The following is a 20,380-nucleotide window of genomic DNA, read 5'->3' as shown; positions in this document are numbered from 1 at the left end:
AACCTTAACAATTAAATAGTATGAATATATAAAATATTCACAAAAATATAATTATAGGTGTTTGATAATATGGCAATTAAAATAGAAGTTTTTAAAACAGATTCATGTCCACATTGTCCTGCTGCAGTTGCTGCTGCAGAAAGTGCTAAAGCCAAATTAGGTGACCAGATTGATGTTGAAATCGTCAATGCTAATGATCCTGATAACATCGACAGAGCCAGACAATACCAGATTATGGCAGTACCAACTGTTGTCATTGACGGAAATGTTGAATTTATTGGTGCACCTAGTGACAGTGAATTAATCGAAAAATTAGAATCTTTATTATAGATTCTCTCTTTTTTTATTTTTGTAAAAATGACTGATGATAATTATACTGGTGTCACAACAGGCACTGTAGCTACAGCCTGTTCTCTTGCTGCTATTGACGCCATTTTGGACTCACCGGATATTGCCTGTGTTAAGGTTGAAACTCCTAAAAAAACATTAGACATTATAATAGATGAATGTCGCAAGTTATCTTCCAATTCCGCCTGTGCCGTTGCCCATAAAAATCCATATCATGATCCTGACGTAACGGTTAATCTGGCTATAGTGGCTCATGTCGAACTGATTGATTTTGATTCGCAAAAGGTTATAATCACCGGTGGGGAAGGTGTTGGAGTAATTACAAAACCCGGTCTTCAGATACCTGTCGGGCAGCATGCAATCAATCCCGTTCCGCGCAAGATGATTAAAAAGAACCTTCAAGACAAAATTCCTGAAGGCAAGTCTGCAAAGGTCACAATTTCAATCCCAAAAGGTCGTGAAATTGCCAAAAAGACAATGAATCCCAAATTAGGTATTGTTGACGGTATTTCCGTTTTGGGAACTACAGGTATTGCAAGGTCAATGTCCAGCGAAGCATATAAGAATTCCATTGTAACTCAAATTGATGTTGCAATTGCTTCAAACCTGAATGATTTGGTCTTTGTTCCGGGTAATATTGGTGAAAAATTGGCCTTAAAGAGACTGCCAATATCCAAGCAGCAGGTCATTCAGACAGGCAACTATGTGGGATTCATGTTTGAAGAGGCCAAAAAACGTGGAATAGACAGGTTCACCTTTTTCGGACACATCGGAAAGCTGATTAAAATCGCCGGAGGAATATTCAACACCAAACATGCGGTTGCTGACGGCAGACGCGAAATAATGATAACTCATGCCGCTCTTTGCGGGGCCCACAGGGATGTTCTGCTTGCATTGTATGATTCGGCAACGACTGATGATATGCTTGATATATTAAGTGAAATCAATCTTCAAAAGGATGTTGCAAACAGCATTGCTCTTGCAATAAAGCAGCGTTGCCAGCAGCGTTTTGAACTGGAACTTGACGTTATTCTGGTTGATATGGAAGGAAATTATTTGAATGACAATATGGAAGGATTTATATGAAAATAGCTATGGTTGGTCAATTTCCACCTCATGTTGGAGGTGTAGGTGTTCATATTCATACGTTATCCAAGGAGCTTGTCAGACAGGGACATGAGGTTTATGTAATCACTTATCCCCATTCTGATTTGGCGGATATTGATGGAATTCACGTCATAGGAACGACAGGTCTTAACATTCCCGGAATCAGGGGGCTGATGTTTAAAAGAAATGCCGGAAAAGCACTTGAAAAGCTGGTAAAGGAAGTTGATATTGACATCATACATGGCCATTATCTATTTCCTGCAGGTGCTGCGGCATGTGATGTCGGCAAAAAACATAAGATAAAGACATATGTGACTGCCCACGGTTCAGACATGTTTGAAATGTATAAGAAACAGTCATTTATGAGGCCGTTTATCAATAATGTATTGAAAAAGGCGGATGTTGTTTTTGCAGTCAGCAACGCCCTGAAAAATGAAATATTGGCTACAGGTGTCAAGGGAATCGAGTCAAAAACAAGGCTTTACTGGAATTCCGTCGACATAGATAAGTTTTCCGGTGAAAATAAGAATCTGCTTGAAAGCAATGGAAAACCTATTGTTCTGTTTGTCGGAAATATTATCAAACGTAAAAATGTCAATCTGATTTTGGAAGCAAAAAAACTATCAAAAACCGATTATGAAGTGGTTGTTGTCGGTGACGGTCCGCTTAAAAAAGATCTGGAAAATAAGGTTGCAAATGAAAATATTTCAGATGTCCGATTTTTAGGGTCTCGAAGTGATGTTGAAAATATCATTCCGGGATGTGACGTGCTGGTGCTGCCGTCATTTTCAGAAAGCTTTGGCCTGGTGCTGATTGAGGCATTGGCATGTGAAAAGGCAGTTATCGGAAGTGACGTTGGAGGAATATCCGAAATCATAACTGATGATGTCGGATTGCTTATTGACCCGAATGACGCTTCCAGCTTGGCTCAATCCATTGACAAGATCATTGGAGATGATGAATTTAGACAGAAATTATCTTCAAATGCGAGAAAAAGAGCTGCTGACTTCAGCAATGTTGAAATTCCTTATGATGAGGTAAAATAATGATTAAAAAAATTAGATGTCCTGGTTCAGCCACAATAATTAATGCTATAGCAACAGGTTTCGGATCCGCATTCGGAATAGGACTTGATATCAGATGCGAAGCCAAAACGATAAGTGAAGGAATTGAATGCTCTAACGATGTTGGGGCAAGCACTGATTTGATGGATTTATGTGTAAATAAGGTTTTTGAAAGATATGGTGTCGATAATAATGATTTCGGTTTGAAATTAACAACCGAGTCCAGCTTGCCTATGGCTTCAGGCCTTTCAAGCAGCAGTGCCTCTTCCAATGCGATTGTTGCCGTCACATCAAAAATAATCAGTGAGGAATTTGACTTAAATCCTTTGACTGATATGGAAATAATTAATCTGGCAATTGATGCTTCAATCGAGGCAGGAGTTACCATAACTGGATCTTTTGACGATGCAACAGCATCTTATTTCGGCGGCGTTGTCGTGACTGACAATAAAAACAGGGAGTTTATCATCAGGGAAAAGATGGATGACCATAAGATATTGGTTTACATGCCGAATTTCCATTCAAAATCCGGAGACAGTGATGTCAACCGTATGCGCATTATGGCTCCTCTTGTTGAAACTGCTTTTGATTTTGCTAAAAACAGGGATTATTTTAAAGCCCTTAATTTAAACGGTCTGATTTATGCATCAGCTTTAGGCTTTGATTCAGCCATTGCAATTGATGCGCTTCAGTCAGGTGCAATTGCATCAGGCCTTTCAGGTACCGGTTCATCTTTTGTGGCGGTATGTGACGAATCATCATGTGATGACATTAAGGATGCTTGGAGTACATTGGAAGGAAATGTAATAGAGACCCATGTTGATAACGATGGCTGTTTATTTTTATAACATGTTATAAATTTCCATTATTTCATGATTTATGCCATAGTTTATATACTATGATTATTATAAATTATATTATTATCATTATTATCAGATTTTGGTGATTTTTTGACTAAGGAAAATGAGATAATTTCTTTTGAAAATAAGGAAGATGCTGAAAATCTTTTATTAGAATCTAGAAATCGCATTGATGAGATTGATAATGAGATATTTAATTTAATTTGCCAGAGAACTTCAATTGCAAAGGATATTGCACTTGCAAAAGATTATTTGGGCATGCCAATTTATGATAAAAAAAGGGAAGATGCAATATATGCAAAAATCGAGAGGTTGTCTGAAGAAAACGATATTGACGCAACAATTATTGATCAAATCGTAAATATGCTAACTATATTAAGTAAAAATGAGCAAAACGAAATATTGAGGAGGAATGTTGATGGGTAATATTAGAACTTCATTTGTTAAACGTTTAGCAAGAGAACTTATAGAAACTCACAAAGGTGTTTTCACTACTGATTTTGAAGAAAACAAAAAATTAGTATCAGAATACTCAACTGTAAGTACTAAACATTTAAGAAATAAAATTGCTGGTTACGTTACCAGACTTGTCAGATTAGAACAAACTCAAGAATAAGATTAATTTTCCTTATTCTTTTTTAACTATTTTTTATAAATTTTCAAAATAATTTTTTACAATTCTTTTTAAAAGTTTATTAATGTCTTTTAATAAAGATATATATCGTATTTTTGAATAATCAAAAATTTTAATGAAAATATAAAATATTCTTTAGAAATAGGTGTGAATATTAATGGATTTAATAGTAGCAAAATTTGGTGGCACATCGGTAGGAGATGGCTCCAGAATTAAAAAAGCGGCGCAGTCCGTAGTAAATGAGTATATGAAAGGCAAACAGGTAGTAGTTGTAGTTTCCGCAGTAAACAAGACTACCGACGAATTAATTGATTTATCCAATGCAGCTATTGGCGAAACTTTAACTGACAAGCAGAAGGCAGAAATAATGGCTATGGGTGAATTAACTAGTGCAAGATTATTCTCAGCAACTGTTGAATCTTTAGGTGTTAAATCAGAATATATTGATCCATATAACCCAATATGGCCAATCATGACTGATTCCAATTCTTTGGAAGCAAAAATAGACTTCGCCACTACAAACGAGAAGTTCAGCGGAATACAGGACCTTTTAAATCAAGGAATCATTCCTGTTATCTGCGGATTTTTAGGAAAAGGACCTAGCGGTGAAATCACTACACTGGGACGTGGCGGAAGTGACATATCAGCATTTTTAATCGGACACTGTTTGGATGCCAGTGATGTAGTTATCGTTACAGATGTGGACGGCGTAATGTCAACAGATCCTAATAAAATAGAAAGTGCAGAGTTATTGGATGAAATCACTGTTGAGGAAATGAGGGATTTGGCTACTCATGGAGCGCAGGTTTTACATCCTCATGCATTGAAATATAAAGATCCATTAATAAGTGCTAAGATTATCAATTTTGCCCACGGCGATTTAAATGCAAAAGGTACCCGTATTACAGGCCCTTTTGAAGGAGATATGACAAAACACATATCTTTACATAAGAATCCTATTTCTATTATAGCCATAGTCGGAGACGGAATGCTTAAAAAAGCAGGTCTTTTGGCTAAAGTGACTTCATGCCTTGCAGAAAATAATATAAATATTCTTGGCATTTTGGCCGGGCAAAACTCAATGACGGTATTTGTAGAAAAAGAAGATTCTGAAAAAGCATATCCTATATTGCACACTTTAGTGGTTGAAGATGATGTTTTCAGTTCACTATCCTTAGGTTCCGATGCTTCAATGATTACAATTGTAAGTCCGGATTTCACCGACGAAACTCCTGGAATTATTTCGGCTATTACGGAGCCGTTAAGGATAAATAATATTAATATTATAGAAATAGCTTCATCCCAGACAGCTATTGTTATTTATGTTGATGTTAAAGATGCGAAAAAAGCTTATGACTTACTCAATGAGGTTTTAGAATGAATTTTGAAGGAACTTACGTTGCGATGGTAACTCCTTTCGATAAAAATAGGGAAATAGATGAAGAAGGTTTTAGGTCAAATATCAATTATCTGATTGATCAGGGCGTAACAGGTTTGGTTGGTGCCGGAACTACTGGGGAATCAGCTACAGTATCTCATGAAGACCACAGAAGAATAATTGATATTTTAGTTGATGAAGTTGACGGTAGAGTGGAAACTATTGCAGGTACGGGCAGTAATGCCACATCTGAAGCTTTGGATTTGACAAAATATGCTGCAGATGTTGACTGTGACGCTGCTTTGGTCATCACTCCTTATTATAACAAACCGCAGCAGCACGGTATGGTTAACCATTATAGAATTCTGGCTGAAAGTGCAGACATTCCGATTATTGCTTATAATGTGCCTTCCCGTACCGGAGTTAATATGGATGTTGAAACTATTGTTGAACTTGCAAAAATAGACAATATTGATGCTGTTAAAGAAGCAAGCGGAAGTGTTGACAAAGTTTCTGATATTTACAGAGCTCTTACACACGAAGGCCTTGAAGATGACTTTAACATATTATCCGGTGAAGACTCCCTGACCCTGCCTATTATGGCTGTCGGAGGAACCGGTGTAATCAGTGCTTCAGCTAACGTTGACGCTAAAAGAATGGTCTTAATGGTTGACAGTATTTTAAATGACGATTATGGCCGTGCATTGGAGCTTCACTATGAAATGTTGGAATTAATCAGAGCATTATTCATTGAAAGTAATCCTGTTCCTGTAAAAACCGCAATGAATATCATGGGCCTTCCTTCAGGACCATTAAGGGATCCTTTAGCTCCAATGAAAGAGGAAAATGTAGAAATACTTAAAAAAGCTTTAAAAGATTCAAATTTAATTTAAGGTGTTTAAATGATTAAAGTAGCAGTGACTGGAGCTGCTGGAAGAATGGGCTCCGGTATTATTAAAAAAGTTACAGAACAAGAAGATATGGAAGTTGTAGCAGCCATTGAAATGCCAAACACTCCGTTAGCTGGAAAAGATGCAGGTATTCAGGCAGGCATAGGCGAATTAGGTGTTGAAATCACCGGTTCCGAAAACTTGGAAGAAACTTTAAAATCAGCAAAACCTGATGTTTTGGTTGATTTTACCATTGCTCCTGCTGCAGTTGAAACAATCAAAACTGCCACTTCCTGTGGAGTTAATATTGTTGTAGGTACCACAGGATTCACTGACGAACAGATGGCATCAAACATTAAAAACGTTGAAGACAATAAAGTCGGTGCAGTCATTTCATCAAACATGGCTATTGGTGTAAACGTATTTTTCAACACCTTAAAGAAACTGGCTCCTTTATTATATGATTTTGATATTGAGATTATTGAAGCTCACCACAATCAGAAAAAAGATGCTCCGTCCGGAACTGCAATGACTGCATTTGAAGTGATTGCCGAGTCTCTCAACCGTGATCCTGAAGAGGTTGGGGTCTATGGAAGAAAAGGTCTTGTCGGCAAAAGAACTCCTGAAGAGATAGGTGTTCACGCAATCCGTGGTGGAGATATTGTCGGTGACCATACTGTAATGTTTGTTGGTGACGGTGAAAGACTGGAAGTTAAACACCAGGCTCATACAAGAGAAGTTTTCATTGCCGGTGTAATCAGAGCTATCAGATATGCTCCTGCTGCTGAAAAAGGTGTTGTCAGCAGTATGAATGATGTTTTAGGTTTAGAATAGGTGTTTTTTATGGTAAATGTTGGTGTACTTGGTGCAACAGGTATGGTTGGTCAGAGATTCATCCAATTGTTAGCCAATCATCCTGATTTTGAAATCACTGCTCTTGCGGCATCAAGCCGTTCTGCAGGCAAAAGGTATGAGGATGCAACTACATGGTATCTTAATGATGCAATGCCTGAAGAGGTAAAAGATATTGTTGTATGTGAAACAAATCCTGAAGATATGGATAATGATGTGGACATTGTATTTTCATCTCTTCCAACTGAATTTGCAGCAAAAGTGGAAAAGGACTTTGCAAAAGATTATGTTGTTGCAAGTAATGCTAGTGCTCACAGGATGAAAAAGAATATTCCTTTAGTGATTCCTGAAGTAAATCCTGAGTACTTGGACATGATTGATGCTCAACAGAAAGAGAATAACTGGGACGGATTCATTGTAACCAATCCTAACTGTTCAACTATCGCTTTAACCCTGACATTGAAACCTATTGTCGATAACTTCAATATTAATTCAATTAGGGTTTCAACCATGCAGGCAGTATCTGGTGCAGGCTATAATGGTGTTCCTTCAATGGCTATTGTCGATAATCTTGTTCCTTATATTGGCAGTGAAGAAGAAAAGATGGAATCTGAAACTTTACACTTATTGGGCTCTTTTGACGGTGAAAAAGTTACTGATGCAAATTTCAAATTAAGTGCTTCATGTCATAGGGTTCCCGTTATTGATGGCCATACCGAGGCAGTATTTATTGAGTTGGATGATGACTTTGACATTGCTGATGTGAAAGATAAAATGGCAAATTTCAAAGCATTGCCTCAAGAATTAAATTTATTCTCAGCTCCGGAAAATCCTGTAATTATCAAAGAGGAAATGGACAGGCCTCAGCCAAGAATGGATAGAAATGCCGGTAATGGTATGTCCGTTAGTGTTGGCAGATTAAGAAAAGACCAAGCTTTTGATAACAGTTTAAAATATGTTCTTGTTGGACATAATACTATTCGTGGTGCTGCTGGAGCATCAGTGTTAAATGCAGAGTTAATTAATGAGAAAATACTCTGATTTAACTCATTTATTTTTTTTATTTTTTCTATTTTTTTCTATATTTTTCTACTGGTTTCTATATCTTTTTTGTTTCTATTTTTAGTTAATTTAAGGGTTTAATTTAAATAGTATGACAACAATATTTAATATTAGATAATTATAGTGTATGGTATAACATAATTTTTAAATTTAAAAATTAATCATATGCAAATTTCAATATTGAGATAAATTTTAAGTTAAGGGATAGAAATGGAAAATGGAATAGATGCTGAAAAAGATGCTTTACAATCTTTAGTCAGATCTTGTTTATTAGAGCTCAATAAACTTAAATTCGATTTAACACAGCTTGAAGTAGAAAAAGCAAACGATAACTCTGCTTCACGGATACGAGAACTTGAACAGGATATTGTTGACAAAGAAAAAGAAGTTTCTGTTATTAAATTTAAAGCTGAAGAAGAACTGAATCAGCTTCGGGGACAACTCGATGAAAAAGATCTGTTAATCAAAAATCAGGAAGACAGGATTTATGAGCTTGATTACGTTAACAATTCTTTAGATGAAATTAAGACTTATTTTGCAGAACAGTTAAGAGATTATAAGAAAAATGAGTTGTCTGAAGTAAACGAAAGATTAAACCAGTCATACAGAAGTATCGCTGAAAAAGATGCTCAAATCAACAGTCTTTCAAGAACTATTGATGATTATAAGATTCAGGTTATCAAATTAGAAAATGATGCTGGCGCTCAGCAGGAAATCATGGAGCTCGAAAAACAAATCGAGTTCAAAAACAGAGAACTCCAGCAAAAGGATAATGAGATAACCGCTATTGATAATGAAATGATTCTGTTAAAACAGCAAACTATCCCAAAACAGGATTATGAAAATTTACAGACTCAATTTGAAAATGAAATTGCAGCTATGGATGCTCAAATCACTCAATTGAAACAGCAAAGCATCCCTAGACAGGATTACCTTAATCTTAAGGAATTGCTTGAAAATGAAGTTGCTGCAATGGACAAGGAAATCAATGCATTAAAAGAAAATTCAATTCCTCGTGAAGAGTATGTAAGTCTTCAGAACTACCTGGAAAGTGAAATTTCCGTACGTGACAGTGAATTGAAATATCTCAAAGAGCAAAGCGTTCCTAAATCTGAATATGTCGATTTGCAAAATCAGCTTCAGAATGAAATTGTTGCAAAAGACAATGAGCTCAAATACCTGAGGGATCAGACTGTTTCCCGTGAGGAATATATTAATCTCCAAAATGAGTTAATCCGTAAAAACGATAAAATCAAAAGATTGGAAGAAATTAATGCATTCTTCAATGAGCTTCAGGAGGAACAGGAATCCTTTGAAACTATTGAAAGGACACCTCCTTTCAGATTTGAGAAAAAAGAACATAGATAATTCATTATCTATTACTTTTTTTCCATTCCATTTTATCCAAATTCAATATTGCCTATCTTTTTCTTACAAAAATTCACTAAATAGCAAAGTATTTATATAACCTCAAACTCATTTTATATGTAGAAAGGTTTATTCAACACTATAACTTATTTTCATGTTGATTGTTAAACTGATCTAATTATTTATAAAAATTAATAAAAGGTGATTAAATGGCACAAGGTGGACAACCAATTTTTATTTTACCTGAAGGAACTAACAGATCCATCGGTAGAGACGCACAAAGAAATAACATTTTAGCTGGTAAAGTATTAGCTGAAACTGTGAGAACTACTTTAGGTCCAAAAGGAATGGACAAAATGTTAGTGGATGGTCTCGGAGACATTGTTGTAACTAACGATGGAGTAACTATTTTAAAAGAAATGGATATTGAACATCCTGCAGCAAAAATGCTTGTAGAAGTAGCAAAAACCCAAGAAGACGAAGTTGGAGACGGAACTACTACTGCAGTTATCATTGCTGGTGAATTATTGAAAAAATCAGAAAGCTTATTAGACTCAGACATTCACCCAACCATCATTGCAATGGGATACAGAAAAGCAGCTGAAAAAGCTCAGGAAATCTTAGACCAAATTGCAATCGATGACATTGACACTGAAACCTTAACTAAAGTAGCTATGACTGCTATGACTGGTAAAGGAACCGAAGCAGCACGTGAACCATTAGCAAAATTAATCGTTGAAGCTGTTCAAAAAGTTGCTGATGACAAAGATGTTGACATTGACAATATTAAAATCGAGAAAAAAGACGGTGCTGTTGTCGAAGAATCCAGCTTAGTTGAAGGAGTTATCATTGACAAAGAAAAAGTACATCCAGGTATGCCATCTGAAATTAATGATGCAAAAATCGCTCTCGTTAACTCTCCTTTAGAAGTTAAAGAGACTGAAACTGATGCTGAAATCAGAATAACTGATCCTGCTCAAATGCAAGCTTTCATTGAACGTGAAGAAAACATGATTAAAGAAATGGTTCAAAAAGTTGCTGATGCTGGAGCTAACGTATTATTCGCACAAAAAGGTATTGATGACTTAGCACAACACTACTTAGCTAAATCAGGCATTATGGCTGTAAGAAGAGTCAAAAAATCCGATATCGAAAAATTATCCAGAGCTACCGGTGCTACTGTAGTAACCAACTTAGATGATTTATCCGCTGATGATTTAGGTCATGCTGGTATCGTTGAAGAAAGAAAAATCTCCGGTGAAGACATGATCTTTGTCGAAGAATGTGACTCAGCTAAAGCAGTAACCTTATTCGTAAGAGGAAGTACCAAACACATCGTTGACGAAATCGTAAGAGCTATTGAAGACGCAATCGGTGTAGTGGCAGCTACTGTAGAAGATGACCAAGTTGTAGCTGGTGGAGGTGCTCCTGAAATCGCTATGGCTAAAAAACTCAAAGATTACGCAGAATCCATTTCTGGCAGAGAACAATTAGCTGTAAATGCATTTGCAGAAGCTTTAGAAATCGTACCTAAAACCTTAGCTGAAAACGCAGGTTTAGACAGCATCGACTCCTTAGTAGATTTAAGAGCTGCTCAAGAAGACAGCGCTTACATGGGATTAGATGTATTCACTGGTGAAGTAGCAGATATGAAAGAAGCTGGAGTAATTGAACCAAAACGTGTCAAAAAACAAGCTATCCAATCTGCATCCGAAGCAGCTGAAATGATTTTAAGAATCGATGACGTAATTGCTTCCACTGGTGGAGCAGACGATATGGCTATGGACCCAGGTATGGGCGGTATGCCTCCAATGATGTAAATCTAATTTACATCTTTTTTTCTCTTTTTTATGTACAACAACAGACTTATTTTTAAGACTTCAACTTCAGATGAAGTTTATTATCTGAAAGATTCTATTTTTGTTAAATTTAATAATAATCGAAACACCATTTCCACATCTCTTCTCAATGGTGGGATTCGAAATGACCTGAAATTCGTATTCAATCATCATCTCTCACAGGAAAATATTGATTATCTTGAAGATCATGACCTGAAAGACTATCTTGAAAAGCTATGCGGACAACTTAAGTTTGATTCTGCCAAATCAAGTGGTATTGTCACGCTGGCAAGGATGAAAAACCTTTCCATTGTCACAAAAAAATATAAAAAACTTGAAGTCACTGCATTAACCACTGCGGGAGTCCGTGTAAATGCAACATGTGCAGGTGATGATGCATCATATTATGAGGAAAACGGCGAGTTTCATCCGGGAACTATCAACACGATTTTGCTTATCAATTCAAAGCTTGATGATTCAACTTTGGTTGAGGCGTTTATGACTGCATGTGAGGCCAAAACCGTTGCCCTGAACAGACTGAAGATTCCGTCCCAGTTTTCCAATTCTTTTGCAACAGGAACAGGCACTGACGGACTGATAATCTCATCAAATATGGATTCGGACAATATCCTTGGGAATGCCGGAAAACATTCCAAGTTAGGTGAAGTAATTGCTAAAACTATCATTGAGTCTATACATGTAGCAATTAAAAAACAAGTTTGGATTACACCACGTTCACAATCTCATGTTTTGGTATTATTAAACAGGTACAAGTTGGACATCAATGAATTTTATGATAGCTTAAATCAAGATAAACATAACTTCATTCGCCAGCTAAAATTTGATTCCAAAATTCAGGAAAATATTGCCGTAACATCAGCAATCCTTAACCTGATGGATGATGTTGATAAAGGCATTATCGAAAAGGAAATTGCTTATGCGCAATCAACAAATCTTTTAAAAAATTGTGTCGGAAACACAGTTGATAAGTTACTGTCCTACTGGATTAATGACTTTTTAGCCTGATTTTTTAAAACTAAACTTTTTTAAATTCAAAATTCAAATATAATACTGATAACATAAGGTGATTTTTTATGAGAACTAAAGAATTATTTAACAAGGAAATTCTTGATGCGAATGCAAAAATTATTGGTAAAGTTTCCGAACTGATTTTTGATGAGGACAGTTTTGAAATTACTGATTTGGTAATTAAAAAAACCGGAATTTCAGAGCAAATCCGTGACAGTGAAAATGTTATTCCGGTAGAGCTTGTAAAAGCTATTGGAGATAAAGTATTACTTAAAAGCGATGATGATATATAATGCCATCTAAAGACTATTTGATTCAACTGCTGAAGGACAATGAGGTTTTCCTTAAAGGTGATTTCACATTATCTTCAGGTAAGAAGAGCGATTACTACATTAACATGAAAAAGGCCATAACGGAACCTGAAATTCTATCTACAATCGCCAAGTTGATTACTGAGATGATTGCCGAAGACGGAATCGATAAGGTTGCAGGTCCGGCTCTGGGTGCTGTTCCTATCGCAACAGCAGTTTCTCTTGAAAGCAAAACTCCATTGCTGATGATTCGTAAGGAAAAGAAAGGATACGGAACATCTAAATTGATTGAAGGTGAGCTGAACTCCGGAGACAATGTAATTGTCGTTGAGGACGTAACAACCACCGGAGGGTCTCTTCTTAAAGCCATTAAGGCAATTCAGGATAATGGGGGTAATGTAACAAGGGCTTTCGTTGTTGTCGACAGACAGGAAGGGGCTATTGAAGCATTCGAAGAAGAAGGTATTGCTTTAGAACCTTTAATTAAAGTTGATGAGTTCTGATTTCATTAAAAAAAGAAATGATGGATATAAATCCATCAATAATTTTATTTTTGCGCATGATGAACGATATGTGGCAGTTCATCAATTATTATTTTTGTTGCGGTTTTAACTGCGTTAGGTGATCCTGGCATGGAAAATATGCAACACTTTTTATAGACACCTGCTGTTGCCCGTGAAAGAAGAGCACCTGAACCTATTTCTAGATAGGATTCATGTCTGAATATTTCTCCAAAACCATCGATTTTTTTGTCAAATAACTTTTCAACGGTTTCGACTGTAATATCTCTCATGCTAAGGCCTGTACCGCCATTAGTTAGGATGACATCAATATTTTCATCAACCATTTTCTCAATAGCTTCTGTCAAAGGCTCTGCTTCATCTTTGATTACAAGTCTTGATTTTAAGGTATATCTTTTATTTATTTCCTCTTCAAGATAATCTCCGGATAAATCTTCCTTTTTGCTTCTGCTATCGCTTAATGTAATGATTCCACAAGTTATGTCTTTTGAAGATGCGCTCTGATGCTCTTTTGTTGTTTTACTTTCCATTCAATCACCAAGTTAAATCCATTATTAATTGTTTCTTATATAAGTTCTTTCAACTTAAAAAAGGATTCGCTTTCCTTTAATAAAGCTTCGGTCGCTTCATAGAATGAACCGTATTCGTCGTTCTTTTTTTCAATGAAATGGTATTTTTGCAGAATTTGCATATGATAGTATGCTGTGTTGTAGCTGATATCCAGCAATTCTGCAATCTGATTAGGATTATATGGCCTAATCAGTAGCTGTTCGATTATTCTTGCTGAAGTTTTACCGCCTTTCTTTTGAAATAATAGTATTTTCAGTTTATTGTTATTGTCTGTCATTGGAATCTTCCATGTAATAATTAAATAGTCCTTTCGCCCATCGTATAGAGTTTTCGCTTCTGTCAACTATCATTTGGGAATCATCGTAGTGCTTATCCTTAAAAAACAATGTCAATGTCATGAATTCCTCTGAATATGTCAGAAATATTTTCGGATTCCTGTCCATGTCGAGCACTGTCACTTTCCTGTTTTTCAGTATTGTCTTTTTCAAATATCTGCTTTTTCTCATGGTTCTAAGTATTTTCTTGTTAATCAGTATTGTCAGATGTTGTATGCTGTCGCTTTTCAGTAGCTTTATGATGTATTTAAAATGATTTTCAGAGTATATCGGCAGAATCATTTTAATGCTTGCTGAAGTCCTGAGCAGTTGTATGTATGTATTGAATGCATTGGATAAGTCACTGGTTGTGGATGAAACTAATTCAGCATCTTTCAAGAGATACAGCTTATTCAGATATTCTTCTGGAATGCCACTCAGGTCGTGGCTATTCCAGAAATCCTTGTGTGTTTCAATGGAATACCAGTTGTTTATCAGTTTTATTATGTTTGTCGAAAGAAGATATCCGTTTGAAGTAAGAGAGTACTCCTTTTTGTCCTTTTTAATCAGATTGTTTTCCTCAAGTTCTTTTAGTCCATGCAATATTGTTGCTGAAGGCTTTTGCAGTTCGTCTCTTATTTCATTGAGGGTTTTGTTGTTGTTATAGAGTACAACCAGAATTAAAGTGCGCATAGATGAGGTCAGCAGATACTTGACGTTTTTGAATTCCCGTGTTTCGTTCATGTTTTTGGCTGCCATTTAAATCACTTTTTCTTTGATTGTATCAAACAGACTATTAGCCCAATTGATGGACTCATGCGTATCTGAAGTCAATATCCTGTTTTGATCATAACTTCCGTCGTTTTTAAACAGTCCCAGATTCATTTTATTATCACAAATCAGCAGATAAATCTCTAAATTTTCTTTCAGAACATGAATTTTCAATCTTCCCTCTTTCTTGGCCTGCCTTTTTACTTTTTCATCTATCTGTGAGATAAGTCCCCGATATATGCTTTTTTCCATAATCAGCTCAATTTTGCCGTTACTTTTCAAAATCTTTTCCATTAATTTCGGATATTCCGGATGGATGTATGGAAGAATTCCTTTAACGTTTCGGGATTTTTCCAGATTCTTTTTGATGTTATTATGTGTCTTGTATATGTCAATCGGGTTAGTTTCTATTAGTTTAGATTTGTATAACTTAGTAATATCTTCTATTAAATTGATGTTAATATAGGTAATATCATGTTTGTACCAGAAGTTATTAAAATTTTGTACCACGTCTATGCTTTTCTTGAATTCCATAATCTGGTCAAAGTATATTCGGGTCATCGGATTGATTGTGTAGATTCTGTCCTCCTTAATCACATGGTTTTTGTACTCCAGTTTGCTCAGGTTATTTGATACGGAACTGTATGCCATATTGGTCCTGTCAACTAGCTCTCTTACCGTTTGGGGTTCATTTTTAAGCTCCGTTAATATCTGCAGTCGGATTTCTGAATTTACTATAAATAATATGTCCTTGTCAATGTAGTTTTCATCTATCATCATTTTCATCACAGCATTAAATTTTTCTATGTCCCATAACTTTTCATGAGTTATTGAAATATGTTCATGTAAATAATTTTTTTTCAAATGTTTAAATAAATATATGAAAATTTCATGAACATTGCCCTAATATTTCCTGAAAGTTCTATGAATATTCACTGAAAATTTGGTGAATATTCCATGAATATTTGCTGAAGATTCACTTAATATTCACTATAATTTCCATGAAGATTTGCTGAAATTTCCCTTAACATTTCCTGAAAATTCATCAAAAATTATTTTGGATTTTTTAATTGGGTTTATTTTGGTGCAGGTTTGATGTGGTTGTGATTTGGGTAATTTATTTTCAATTAAAAAAAATTTAAAGGAAAAATGTTGTTTTTTTCTTTGTACAGAGTTAAAAAGATGGAAAATATCTGAATATAAAAAATTCAGTAGATGGTGAAGACTTTTCAACTAGACAACCCAATTTAAAACTTTATGTTAAGTTTAGTATTAATGAGATAGATAAGAGTTGATATTAACACAGTCAATACTGAGCAGGCGATGAATGAGGGTGTCTGAATCGTTTCGGCCAGAATCATTATTACCAAAACATGTAAAATATACATTGAAGTGAACAGTTTACCGCCAATAAAATCAGTAATTCTGAAATATAATCTGTTCGGATTTTTAACGCACCATATAAATACAAATGTTATAAATATTACTGTTCCCACAAATATCTCGGACATTCCAACAAAAGACACTTCTAAAATGGTCAGTAAAATACCTGAAAAAGCCAGAATGATTGCCGAGGTGTTTGATAATTTATTTAAATTACTTTCATTGTCATGGATATAATAGCCTATTGTGAAAAAAGGCAATCCCATAAATAGGAAGTTTCTATAATATTCCAGTGGAAATGTCATTCCTATCAGTTTACAAAACTCAGACATAAACAATGTAGCAGCTATTAATATGGGGATAAATTTGTACAATATCTTAGGTTTAACGCAAAATTTAGTCAAAATATAAAATAGCAGATAACAATAGATTAAAGCGAATATGAACCACAGATGGGTTCCAAATGGTGAAACGTCATAAGTAAAATAATAAAATATATCATATAAAGTAAATTTCTCCAGTATTAATGCGGTTAAGTTCCCAAAGTAAACGGTATAAAATTCAAAGAGAAAATACACGATATTGGCAATAATAAATAATTTAATTAATTTGACCATTCTTGTTTTATATTTGTGCAATGCAATGGAATTATCGTCATAATAGCTAAAAAATCCGGATATAAGGAAAAAGGCAGGCACTGAAAATCTTGCAAGTGCGTCAATGACCAGACCTTTGTACTGTACAGTGGGAAATATGCTGCAATGTATGCATATAACTCCAAAAACTGCTAAAAATTTTAGAAAATTTAATGAATAAATTATATTATTGTTATCTTTTTTGTTATTAAAATAGGCCATTAATATTATAATGATTTTTTCTGCATATTAAATCTTTGTTTCAGTTATGAGTTCATTTGAAATTCTAATGCATAATCTAGTTGATAAATATAATCAAATTAATTATGGCATATTTTAGTATGTCAGAAAATAATATATTTTGTTGAAAATATAAATAATACACAATGTAATAACATGGTGTGTGATTATGAATTATAATAAAATAATACTTGCTTTAGTAATAATATTTGTTGTTATTGCTATTGGTGGGTTCATGTTAATAAGTCAACAAAATAATGACAAGCCGGTCACTGAAATCAATAATACTTCTTCCTCTGTGGATGTAGATAAAGTAAACAGTGAAGATGTTGTAAATAATGATGGCGGTTCACAGCAATCTGGTAGTGATAGCAAATATGTTTCAAGGGAATATGCTCAGCAACATATGGATGAATGGAATTCCGGTCAAGGATATTATTGGATTGGGGATACTCAATATGATAGTGCAACAGGCAAGATAATTGGTGGAGGATCTGCTGAAGACCAAAAAGCATTAATGGAAGTATATGGCGATATGTCTTAATATTTTCCTATTATTGATGTTGTATTTAATAAAATAAATTCATCAAAAAGTATTTTAAATTTCTAAATCAAAGGTATACTCATGGAAATTTACTATATTTTAGATGCATCAGCATTCATCAACGGCTTTAAACCGACATCTAAAAATAATTATACTGTTCCTGAAATCACTGCTGAAATTAAGGATTTCGAATCCCGACTTGCCTATGACAGTGCAGTGGATGATGGAATTTTAATCGTTCAGGATGTAACAAAGGAATATTTGGATAAAACAGAAGAGTCAATTTCAAAATCAGGTGATGTCTTAAGGTTATCTGTGCCGGATAAAAAGATAATCGCTCTTGCACTGATGCTTAAAGATGAAGGAAAGTCAGTCAAGGTCATAAGCGATGATTACACCATCCAGAATACCTTAAAAATTATGGATATTCCCTATTCCGGTATCATAACAGAGGGAATTAAGGAAATCTACAACTGGAAGAAAGTTTGTCAGGGCTGCAAAAAGGAGTTTGGCGAGGAATATCCTTTTGATGACTGTGACGTGTGCGGATCTGAAATATTCAAAAAAAGAATCAGGGTGGAAAGATGAAAATCGGAATTGTGGTTCACGGCCCGAACATCATAGACTCAGGCCATGCATTAAAGCTTATTGACCTAATCAGAGAATATGGGGAAGTTTCCGTAAGGCTTGGCGGAACAATGGGCAGAACTGCCGTCATCGACAAATCCTTAGAAAATATCATTGACATTTCAAAAAAGCTGGTTCCAAGCGATTCGCTTAAAATATTCCATGATGATAAAGTGGATATCATATTTCTTCTGAATTATGGAAAATCATCCACTACTGGTCAGGTCTTCGGATATAAGGTTTACAGTCACTATAAAAACAAGATTTCTCAAAACTCCATACCAATAATCCAGATTGAACGTCCCGGCGAGGCTGACGGAAGCGTCATTAACTGGGCAGTCAAAAGCAGTCTGGCCGAAGAGTTTGCTGATAATCTGAATTTAAATATGGTAACGCCTGATGAAATCTATGAAAAACATATCAGAGATGATGAAAAGGGCCAGACCAGACGTACAATCCACGGGGTAAGTCCCGGAGAAAATATAATGGTCAACAGTGTCGTAATCGGCAGGGCCACATCAGATAAGTTAACATTAGTCTCTAAAGACAATCATATCTCAGAAATCATCGGCGGTGAGATAAAGCCTCATGGCGTTGAAAAACTGGGATATGTCAATTTAAATGAGGCCATCGTAAAGACTGGTCTTTTAAGAAAGGCAAAGGTAACTCCAAGAGTGCTTGATAACGCAAAATCCGAAAACTTCAAGGTGGCTTTTCTTGACCATGCAGGGGAGGACGTCTACCAGTTCAGGGATTCTTCGCTGGTCATAACGATAGGTGACGACACGACATTAATATCATCGGATATATTATACAGATTCAACATTCCAATCATAGGAATCACTGACGGTGATCTGGATAAGGTTGTTGAAGAGGGTTTCAAATCAAAGAATTCCGTAATTTTCGAAGTTGAAAGCGGAAACGATGATATCATCGGCAATATTATTCAAAAGGAACTGTTCAATAATGAAAAGATATCCGAGAATTTCACTTCAATCGATGAGGTTGAAAGCAAAATAGTCGAAATCATAAATAATAGAAATATTAAATATACAATTAATAAGATTTAAGGATGTGGAGTTTATTTTAGACTTTGAAAAACTAATAAAAGAAGTGCAGGAATTTGAAGGGGTTTCACGTAAAAGCTCCATTGATAATGTTGTTAATCTTTTAAGTGACGCTTATAATGTTTCAGGCGATGTAATAATTGACATCGGTGATGACGCATCTGCAATTGACATCGGAAACAATCAGGTCATTTTAGTGGCTGCAGACGGAATATGGGGTCAGATCATGAATGTCAATCCCTATTGGGCAGGCTACTGTTCAGTTCTTGTAAATGTCAATGACATTGCGGCCATGGGAGGAAAACCATTGGCAATGGTCAACATAATGTCAATTAACAACGATGAGATATACGAAGATCTGCTTAGCGGAATCAAGGACGGATGTCTCAAGTTCGGAGTTCCGATGGTTGGAGGACACCTGCATCCCGATGCCGAATGCGACTCATTAGGTGTGGCAATCGTCGGTATTGCACAGAAAGATAAGATAATCACCAGTTTCGGTGCTGAAGTGGGCGATAAGGTTATCGTAGCTATTGATCTGGACGGCAAGCCTCATGAAATGTTTGCACTTAACTGGGATACCACATATGACAAGGATGCCCAGCTGGTGCAGGACCAGATTACAGCAGTCCAGTACCTTGCAGAACATGACTATATAAAATCCGGTAAGGACATTTCAAATCCGGGAATTCTCGGAACCCTTGAAATGCTTCTCGAAACTTCCGGAAAAGGTGCTGATGTAAATCTTGAAGACATTCCTAAAAATGAGAACATGGCCTGGAATGACTGGCTTAAGTCATATCCCGGTTCCGGATTTGTATTCACCGCATCTGAGGATAAATGCGAATATATCAAGGAATATTTGGCCAAATATTCCATTGAAGCTGATGTTGTCGGTGAAGTGACTTGTGAAAAAGTATTGAATGTTACTTATAAAGACCAGACAATAGAAGTGTTCAATCAAAAT

General features: G+C 35.6%; 24 protein-coding genes. 19 read left to right on the top strand and 5 right to left on the bottom strand.

Going from position 1 to position 20,380, the window contains the following annotated elements:
* Positions 1 to 69: 69 nt before the first annotated feature.
* The 15 genes from IJQ68_RS04395 to pyrE all read left to right on the top strand — a co-directional run bounded on the left by IJQ68_RS04395 (position 70) and on the right by pyrE (position 13,244).
* Positions 70 to 330, top strand: coding sequence for a thioredoxin family protein (locus tag IJQ68_RS04395; protein WP_292797467.1), 261 nt, complete (start codon positions 70 to 72; stop codon positions 328 to 330).
* Between the two features lie 27 nt (positions 331 to 357).
* Entirely contained in the window at positions 358 to 1,434 is a 1,077-nt protein-coding gene (cbiD, locus tag IJQ68_RS04390; RefSeq protein ID WP_292797465.1) for a cobalt-precorrin-5B (C(1))-methyltransferase CbiD, read from the top strand.
* Positions 1,431 to 2,501 carry a glycosyltransferase family 4 protein gene (locus IJQ68_RS04385; RefSeq protein ID WP_292797463.1) on the top strand — a complete coding sequence of 357 codons (1,071 nt, stop codon included), beginning with the start codon at positions 1,431 to 1,433 and terminating at the stop codon, positions 2,499 to 2,501. Before cbiD ends, IJQ68_RS04385 begins: the two co-directional genes overlap by 4 nt.
* Complete coding sequence (locus tag IJQ68_RS04380; protein WP_292797460.1) at positions 2,501 to 3,367, top strand: shikimate kinase; 867 nt, start codon at positions 2,501 to 2,503, stop codon at positions 3,365 to 3,367. Before IJQ68_RS04385 ends, IJQ68_RS04380 begins: the two co-directional genes overlap by 1 nt.
* A gap of 102 nt (positions 3,368 to 3,469) precedes the next feature.
* Positions 3,470 to 3,805, top strand: a complete 336-nt coding sequence (locus tag IJQ68_RS04375; protein ID WP_292797457.1) for a chorismate mutase — start codon at positions 3,470 to 3,472, stop codon at positions 3,803 to 3,805.
* Positions 3,798 to 3,995 (top strand): 30S ribosomal protein S17e, encoded by a 198-nt coding sequence (locus IJQ68_RS04370; RefSeq protein ID WP_292797455.1) that lies wholly within the window; start codon positions 3,798 to 3,800, stop codon positions 3,993 to 3,995. The genes IJQ68_RS04375 and IJQ68_RS04370 overlap by 8 nt, the downstream gene beginning before the upstream one ends.
* Positions 3,996 to 4,170: 175 nt before the next feature.
* Positions 4,171 to 5,394, top strand: a complete 1,224-nt coding sequence (locus IJQ68_RS04365) for an aspartate kinase (RefSeq protein WP_292797452.1) — start codon at positions 4,171 to 4,173, stop codon at positions 5,392 to 5,394.
* Positions 5,391 to 6,284: a 4-hydroxy-tetrahydrodipicolinate synthase gene (dapA, locus tag IJQ68_RS04360; protein ID WP_292797450.1), complete on the top strand. Its 894-nt coding sequence runs from the start codon at positions 5,391 to 5,393 to the stop codon at positions 6,282 to 6,284. The genes IJQ68_RS04365 and dapA overlap by 4 nt, the downstream gene beginning before the upstream one ends.
* 9 nt (positions 6,285 to 6,293) lie before the next feature.
* Positions 6,294 to 7,115, top strand: coding sequence for a 4-hydroxy-tetrahydrodipicolinate reductase (gene dapB, locus IJQ68_RS04355; protein WP_292797447.1), 822 nt, complete (start codon positions 6,294 to 6,296; stop codon positions 7,113 to 7,115).
* Between the two features lie 9 nt (positions 7,116 to 7,124).
* Positions 7,125 to 8,174, top strand: coding sequence for an aspartate-semialdehyde dehydrogenase (asd, locus tag IJQ68_RS04350; protein ID WP_292797444.1), 1,050 nt, complete (start codon positions 7,125 to 7,127; stop codon positions 8,172 to 8,174).
* A 231-nt stretch (positions 8,175 to 8,405) separates the two neighbouring features.
* Positions 8,406 to 9,563 (top strand): hypothetical protein, encoded by a 1,158-nt coding sequence (locus IJQ68_RS04345; protein ID WP_292797441.1) that lies wholly within the window; start codon positions 8,406 to 8,408, stop codon positions 9,561 to 9,563.
* Between the two features lie 209 nt (positions 9,564 to 9,772).
* Positions 9,773 to 11,383, top strand: coding sequence for a thermosome subunit alpha (thsA, locus tag IJQ68_RS04340; protein WP_292797438.1), 1,611 nt, complete (start codon positions 9,773 to 9,775; stop codon positions 11,381 to 11,383).
* A gap of 30 nt (positions 11,384 to 11,413) precedes the next feature.
* Entirely contained in the window at positions 11,414 to 12,427 is a 1,014-nt protein-coding gene (locus tag IJQ68_RS04335) for an adenosylcobinamide amidohydrolase (protein ID WP_292797436.1), read from the top strand.
* 68 nt (positions 12,428 to 12,495) lie between these two features.
* Complete coding sequence (locus tag IJQ68_RS04330) at positions 12,496 to 12,723, top strand: PRC-barrel domain-containing protein (protein WP_292797434.1); 228 nt, start codon at positions 12,496 to 12,498, stop codon at positions 12,721 to 12,723.
* A complete protein-coding gene (pyrE, locus tag IJQ68_RS04325) occupies positions 12,723 to 13,244 on the top strand; it encodes an orotate phosphoribosyltransferase (RefSeq protein WP_292797432.1) in 522 nt (173 codons plus the stop codon). Before IJQ68_RS04330 ends, pyrE begins: the two co-directional genes overlap by 1 nt.
* Positions 13,245 to 13,288: 44 nt before the next feature.
* On the opposite strand, the gene IJQ68_RS04320 is transcribed toward pyrE, so the two are convergent.
* The 5 genes from IJQ68_RS04320 to IJQ68_RS04300 form a co-directional block, all read right to left on the bottom strand.
* The gene (locus IJQ68_RS04320) at positions 13,289 to 13,792 is read right to left on the bottom strand and encodes a molybdenum cofactor biosynthesis protein B (protein WP_292797430.1); all 504 of its coding nucleotides are present in this window, start codon (positions 13,790 to 13,792) and stop codon (positions 13,289 to 13,291) included.
* Between the two features lie 35 nt (positions 13,793 to 13,827).
* Entirely contained in the window at positions 13,828 to 14,109 is a 282-nt protein-coding gene (locus IJQ68_RS04315) for a winged helix-turn-helix domain-containing protein (protein ID WP_292797427.1), read from the bottom strand.
* Positions 14,096 to 14,905, bottom strand: coding sequence for a winged helix-turn-helix domain-containing protein (locus IJQ68_RS04310; protein ID WP_292797425.1), 810 nt, complete (start codon positions 14,903 to 14,905; stop codon positions 14,096 to 14,098). Before IJQ68_RS04310 ends, IJQ68_RS04315 begins: the two co-directional genes overlap by 14 nt.
* Positions 14,906 to 15,697 carry a winged helix-turn-helix domain-containing protein gene (locus IJQ68_RS04305; protein ID WP_292797422.1) on the bottom strand — a complete coding sequence of 264 codons (792 nt, stop codon included), beginning with the start codon at positions 15,695 to 15,697 and terminating at the stop codon, positions 14,906 to 14,908.
* A 467-nt stretch (positions 15,698 to 16,164) separates the two neighbouring features.
* A complete protein-coding gene (locus IJQ68_RS04300) occupies positions 16,165 to 17,157 on the bottom strand; it encodes an acyltransferase (RefSeq protein WP_292797418.1) in 993 nt (330 codons plus the stop codon).
* A 187-nt stretch (positions 17,158 to 17,344) separates the two neighbouring features.
* On the opposite strand from IJQ68_RS04300, the gene IJQ68_RS04295 reads away from it, so the two are divergent.
* The 4 genes from IJQ68_RS04295 to IJQ68_RS04280 all read left to right on the top strand — a co-directional run.
* The gene (locus IJQ68_RS04295) at positions 17,345 to 17,719 is read left to right on the top strand and encodes a hypothetical protein (protein ID WP_292797416.1); all 375 of its coding nucleotides are present in this window, start codon (positions 17,345 to 17,347) and stop codon (positions 17,717 to 17,719) included.
* A gap of 81 nt (positions 17,720 to 17,800) precedes the next feature.
* A complete protein-coding gene (locus IJQ68_RS04290) occupies positions 17,801 to 18,307 on the top strand; it encodes a ribonuclease VapC (protein ID WP_292797413.1) in 507 nt (168 codons plus the stop codon).
* Positions 18,304 to 19,416, top strand: coding sequence for a DUF2117 domain-containing protein (locus IJQ68_RS04285; RefSeq protein ID WP_292797411.1), 1,113 nt, complete (start codon positions 18,304 to 18,306; stop codon positions 19,414 to 19,416). The genes IJQ68_RS04290 and IJQ68_RS04285 overlap by 4 nt, the downstream gene beginning before the upstream one ends.
* Positions 19,417 to 19,420: 4 nt before the next feature.
* Positions 19,421 to 20,380 (top strand): methanogenesis marker 2 protein (locus IJQ68_RS04280; protein ID WP_292797409.1); only part of this gene is annotated, 960 nt, incomplete at its 3' end.

Source organism: Methanobrevibacter sp., assembly GCF_017447225.1.
Taxonomy (GTDB): Archaea; Methanobacteriota; Methanobacteria; order Methanobacteriales; family Methanobacteriaceae; genus Methanocatella.
This window is presented reverse-complemented; position numbering and strand designations above follow the sequence as displayed.

Coding starts and splice junctions, on each gene's coding strand:
- IJQ68_RS04395 (WP_292797467.1), top strand. CDS start 70: ATGGCAATTAAAATAGAAGTTTTTAAAACAGATTCATGTCCACATTGT.
- cbiD (WP_292797465.1), top strand. CDS start 358: ATGACTGATGATAATTATACTGGTGTCACAACAGGCACTGTAGCTACA.
- IJQ68_RS04385 (WP_292797463.1), top strand. CDS start 1,431: ATGAAAATAGCTATGGTTGGTCAATTTCCACCTCATGTTGGAGGTGTA.
- IJQ68_RS04380 (WP_292797460.1), top strand. CDS start 2,501: ATGATTAAAAAAATTAGATGTCCTGGTTCAGCCACAATAATTAATGCT.
- IJQ68_RS04370 (WP_292797455.1), top strand. CDS start 3,798: ATGGGTAATATTAGAACTTCATTTGTTAAACGTTTAGCAAGAGAACTT.
- IJQ68_RS04365 (WP_292797452.1), top strand. CDS start 4,171: ATGGATTTAATAGTAGCAAAATTTGGTGGCACATCGGTAGGAGATGGC.
- dapA (WP_292797450.1), top strand. CDS start 5,391: ATGAATTTTGAAGGAACTTACGTTGCGATGGTAACTCCTTTCGATAAA.
- dapB (WP_292797447.1), top strand. CDS start 6,294: ATGATTAAAGTAGCAGTGACTGGAGCTGCTGGAAGAATGGGCTCCGGT.
- asd (WP_292797444.1), top strand. CDS start 7,125: ATGGTAAATGTTGGTGTACTTGGTGCAACAGGTATGGTTGGTCAGAGA.
- IJQ68_RS04345 (WP_292797441.1), top strand. CDS start 8,406: ATGGAAAATGGAATAGATGCTGAAAAAGATGCTTTACAATCTTTAGTC.
- thsA (WP_292797438.1), top strand. CDS start 9,773: ATGGCACAAGGTGGACAACCAATTTTTATTTTACCTGAAGGAACTAAC.
- IJQ68_RS04335 (WP_292797436.1), top strand. CDS start 11,414: ATGTACAACAACAGACTTATTTTTAAGACTTCAACTTCAGATGAAGTT.
- IJQ68_RS04330 (WP_292797434.1), top strand. CDS start 12,496: ATGAGAACTAAAGAATTATTTAACAAGGAAATTCTTGATGCGAATGCA.
- pyrE (WP_292797432.1), top strand. CDS start 12,723: ATGCCATCTAAAGACTATTTGATTCAACTGCTGAAGGACAATGAGGTT.
- IJQ68_RS04320 (WP_292797430.1), bottom strand. CDS start 13,792: ATGGAAAGTAAAACAACAAAAGAGCATCAGAGCGCATCTTCAAAAGAC.
- IJQ68_RS04315 (WP_292797427.1), bottom strand. CDS start 14,109: ATGACAGACAATAACAATAAACTGAAAATACTATTATTTCAAAAGAAA.
- IJQ68_RS04310 (WP_292797425.1), bottom strand. CDS start 14,905: ATGGCAGCCAAAAACATGAACGAAACACGGGAATTCAAAAACGTCAAG.
- IJQ68_RS04305 (WP_292797422.1), bottom strand. CDS start 15,697: ATGATGATAGATGAAAACTACATTGACAAGGACATATTATTTATAGTA.
- IJQ68_RS04300 (WP_292797418.1), bottom strand. CDS start 17,157: ATGGCCTATTTTAATAACAAAAAAGATAACAATAATATAATTTATTCA.
- IJQ68_RS04295 (WP_292797416.1), top strand. CDS start 17,345: ATGAATTATAATAAAATAATACTTGCTTTAGTAATAATATTTGTTGTT.
- IJQ68_RS04290 (WP_292797413.1), top strand. CDS start 17,801: ATGGAAATTTACTATATTTTAGATGCATCAGCATTCATCAACGGCTTT.
- IJQ68_RS04285 (WP_292797411.1), top strand. CDS start 18,304: ATGAAAATCGGAATTGTGGTTCACGGCCCGAACATCATAGACTCAGGC.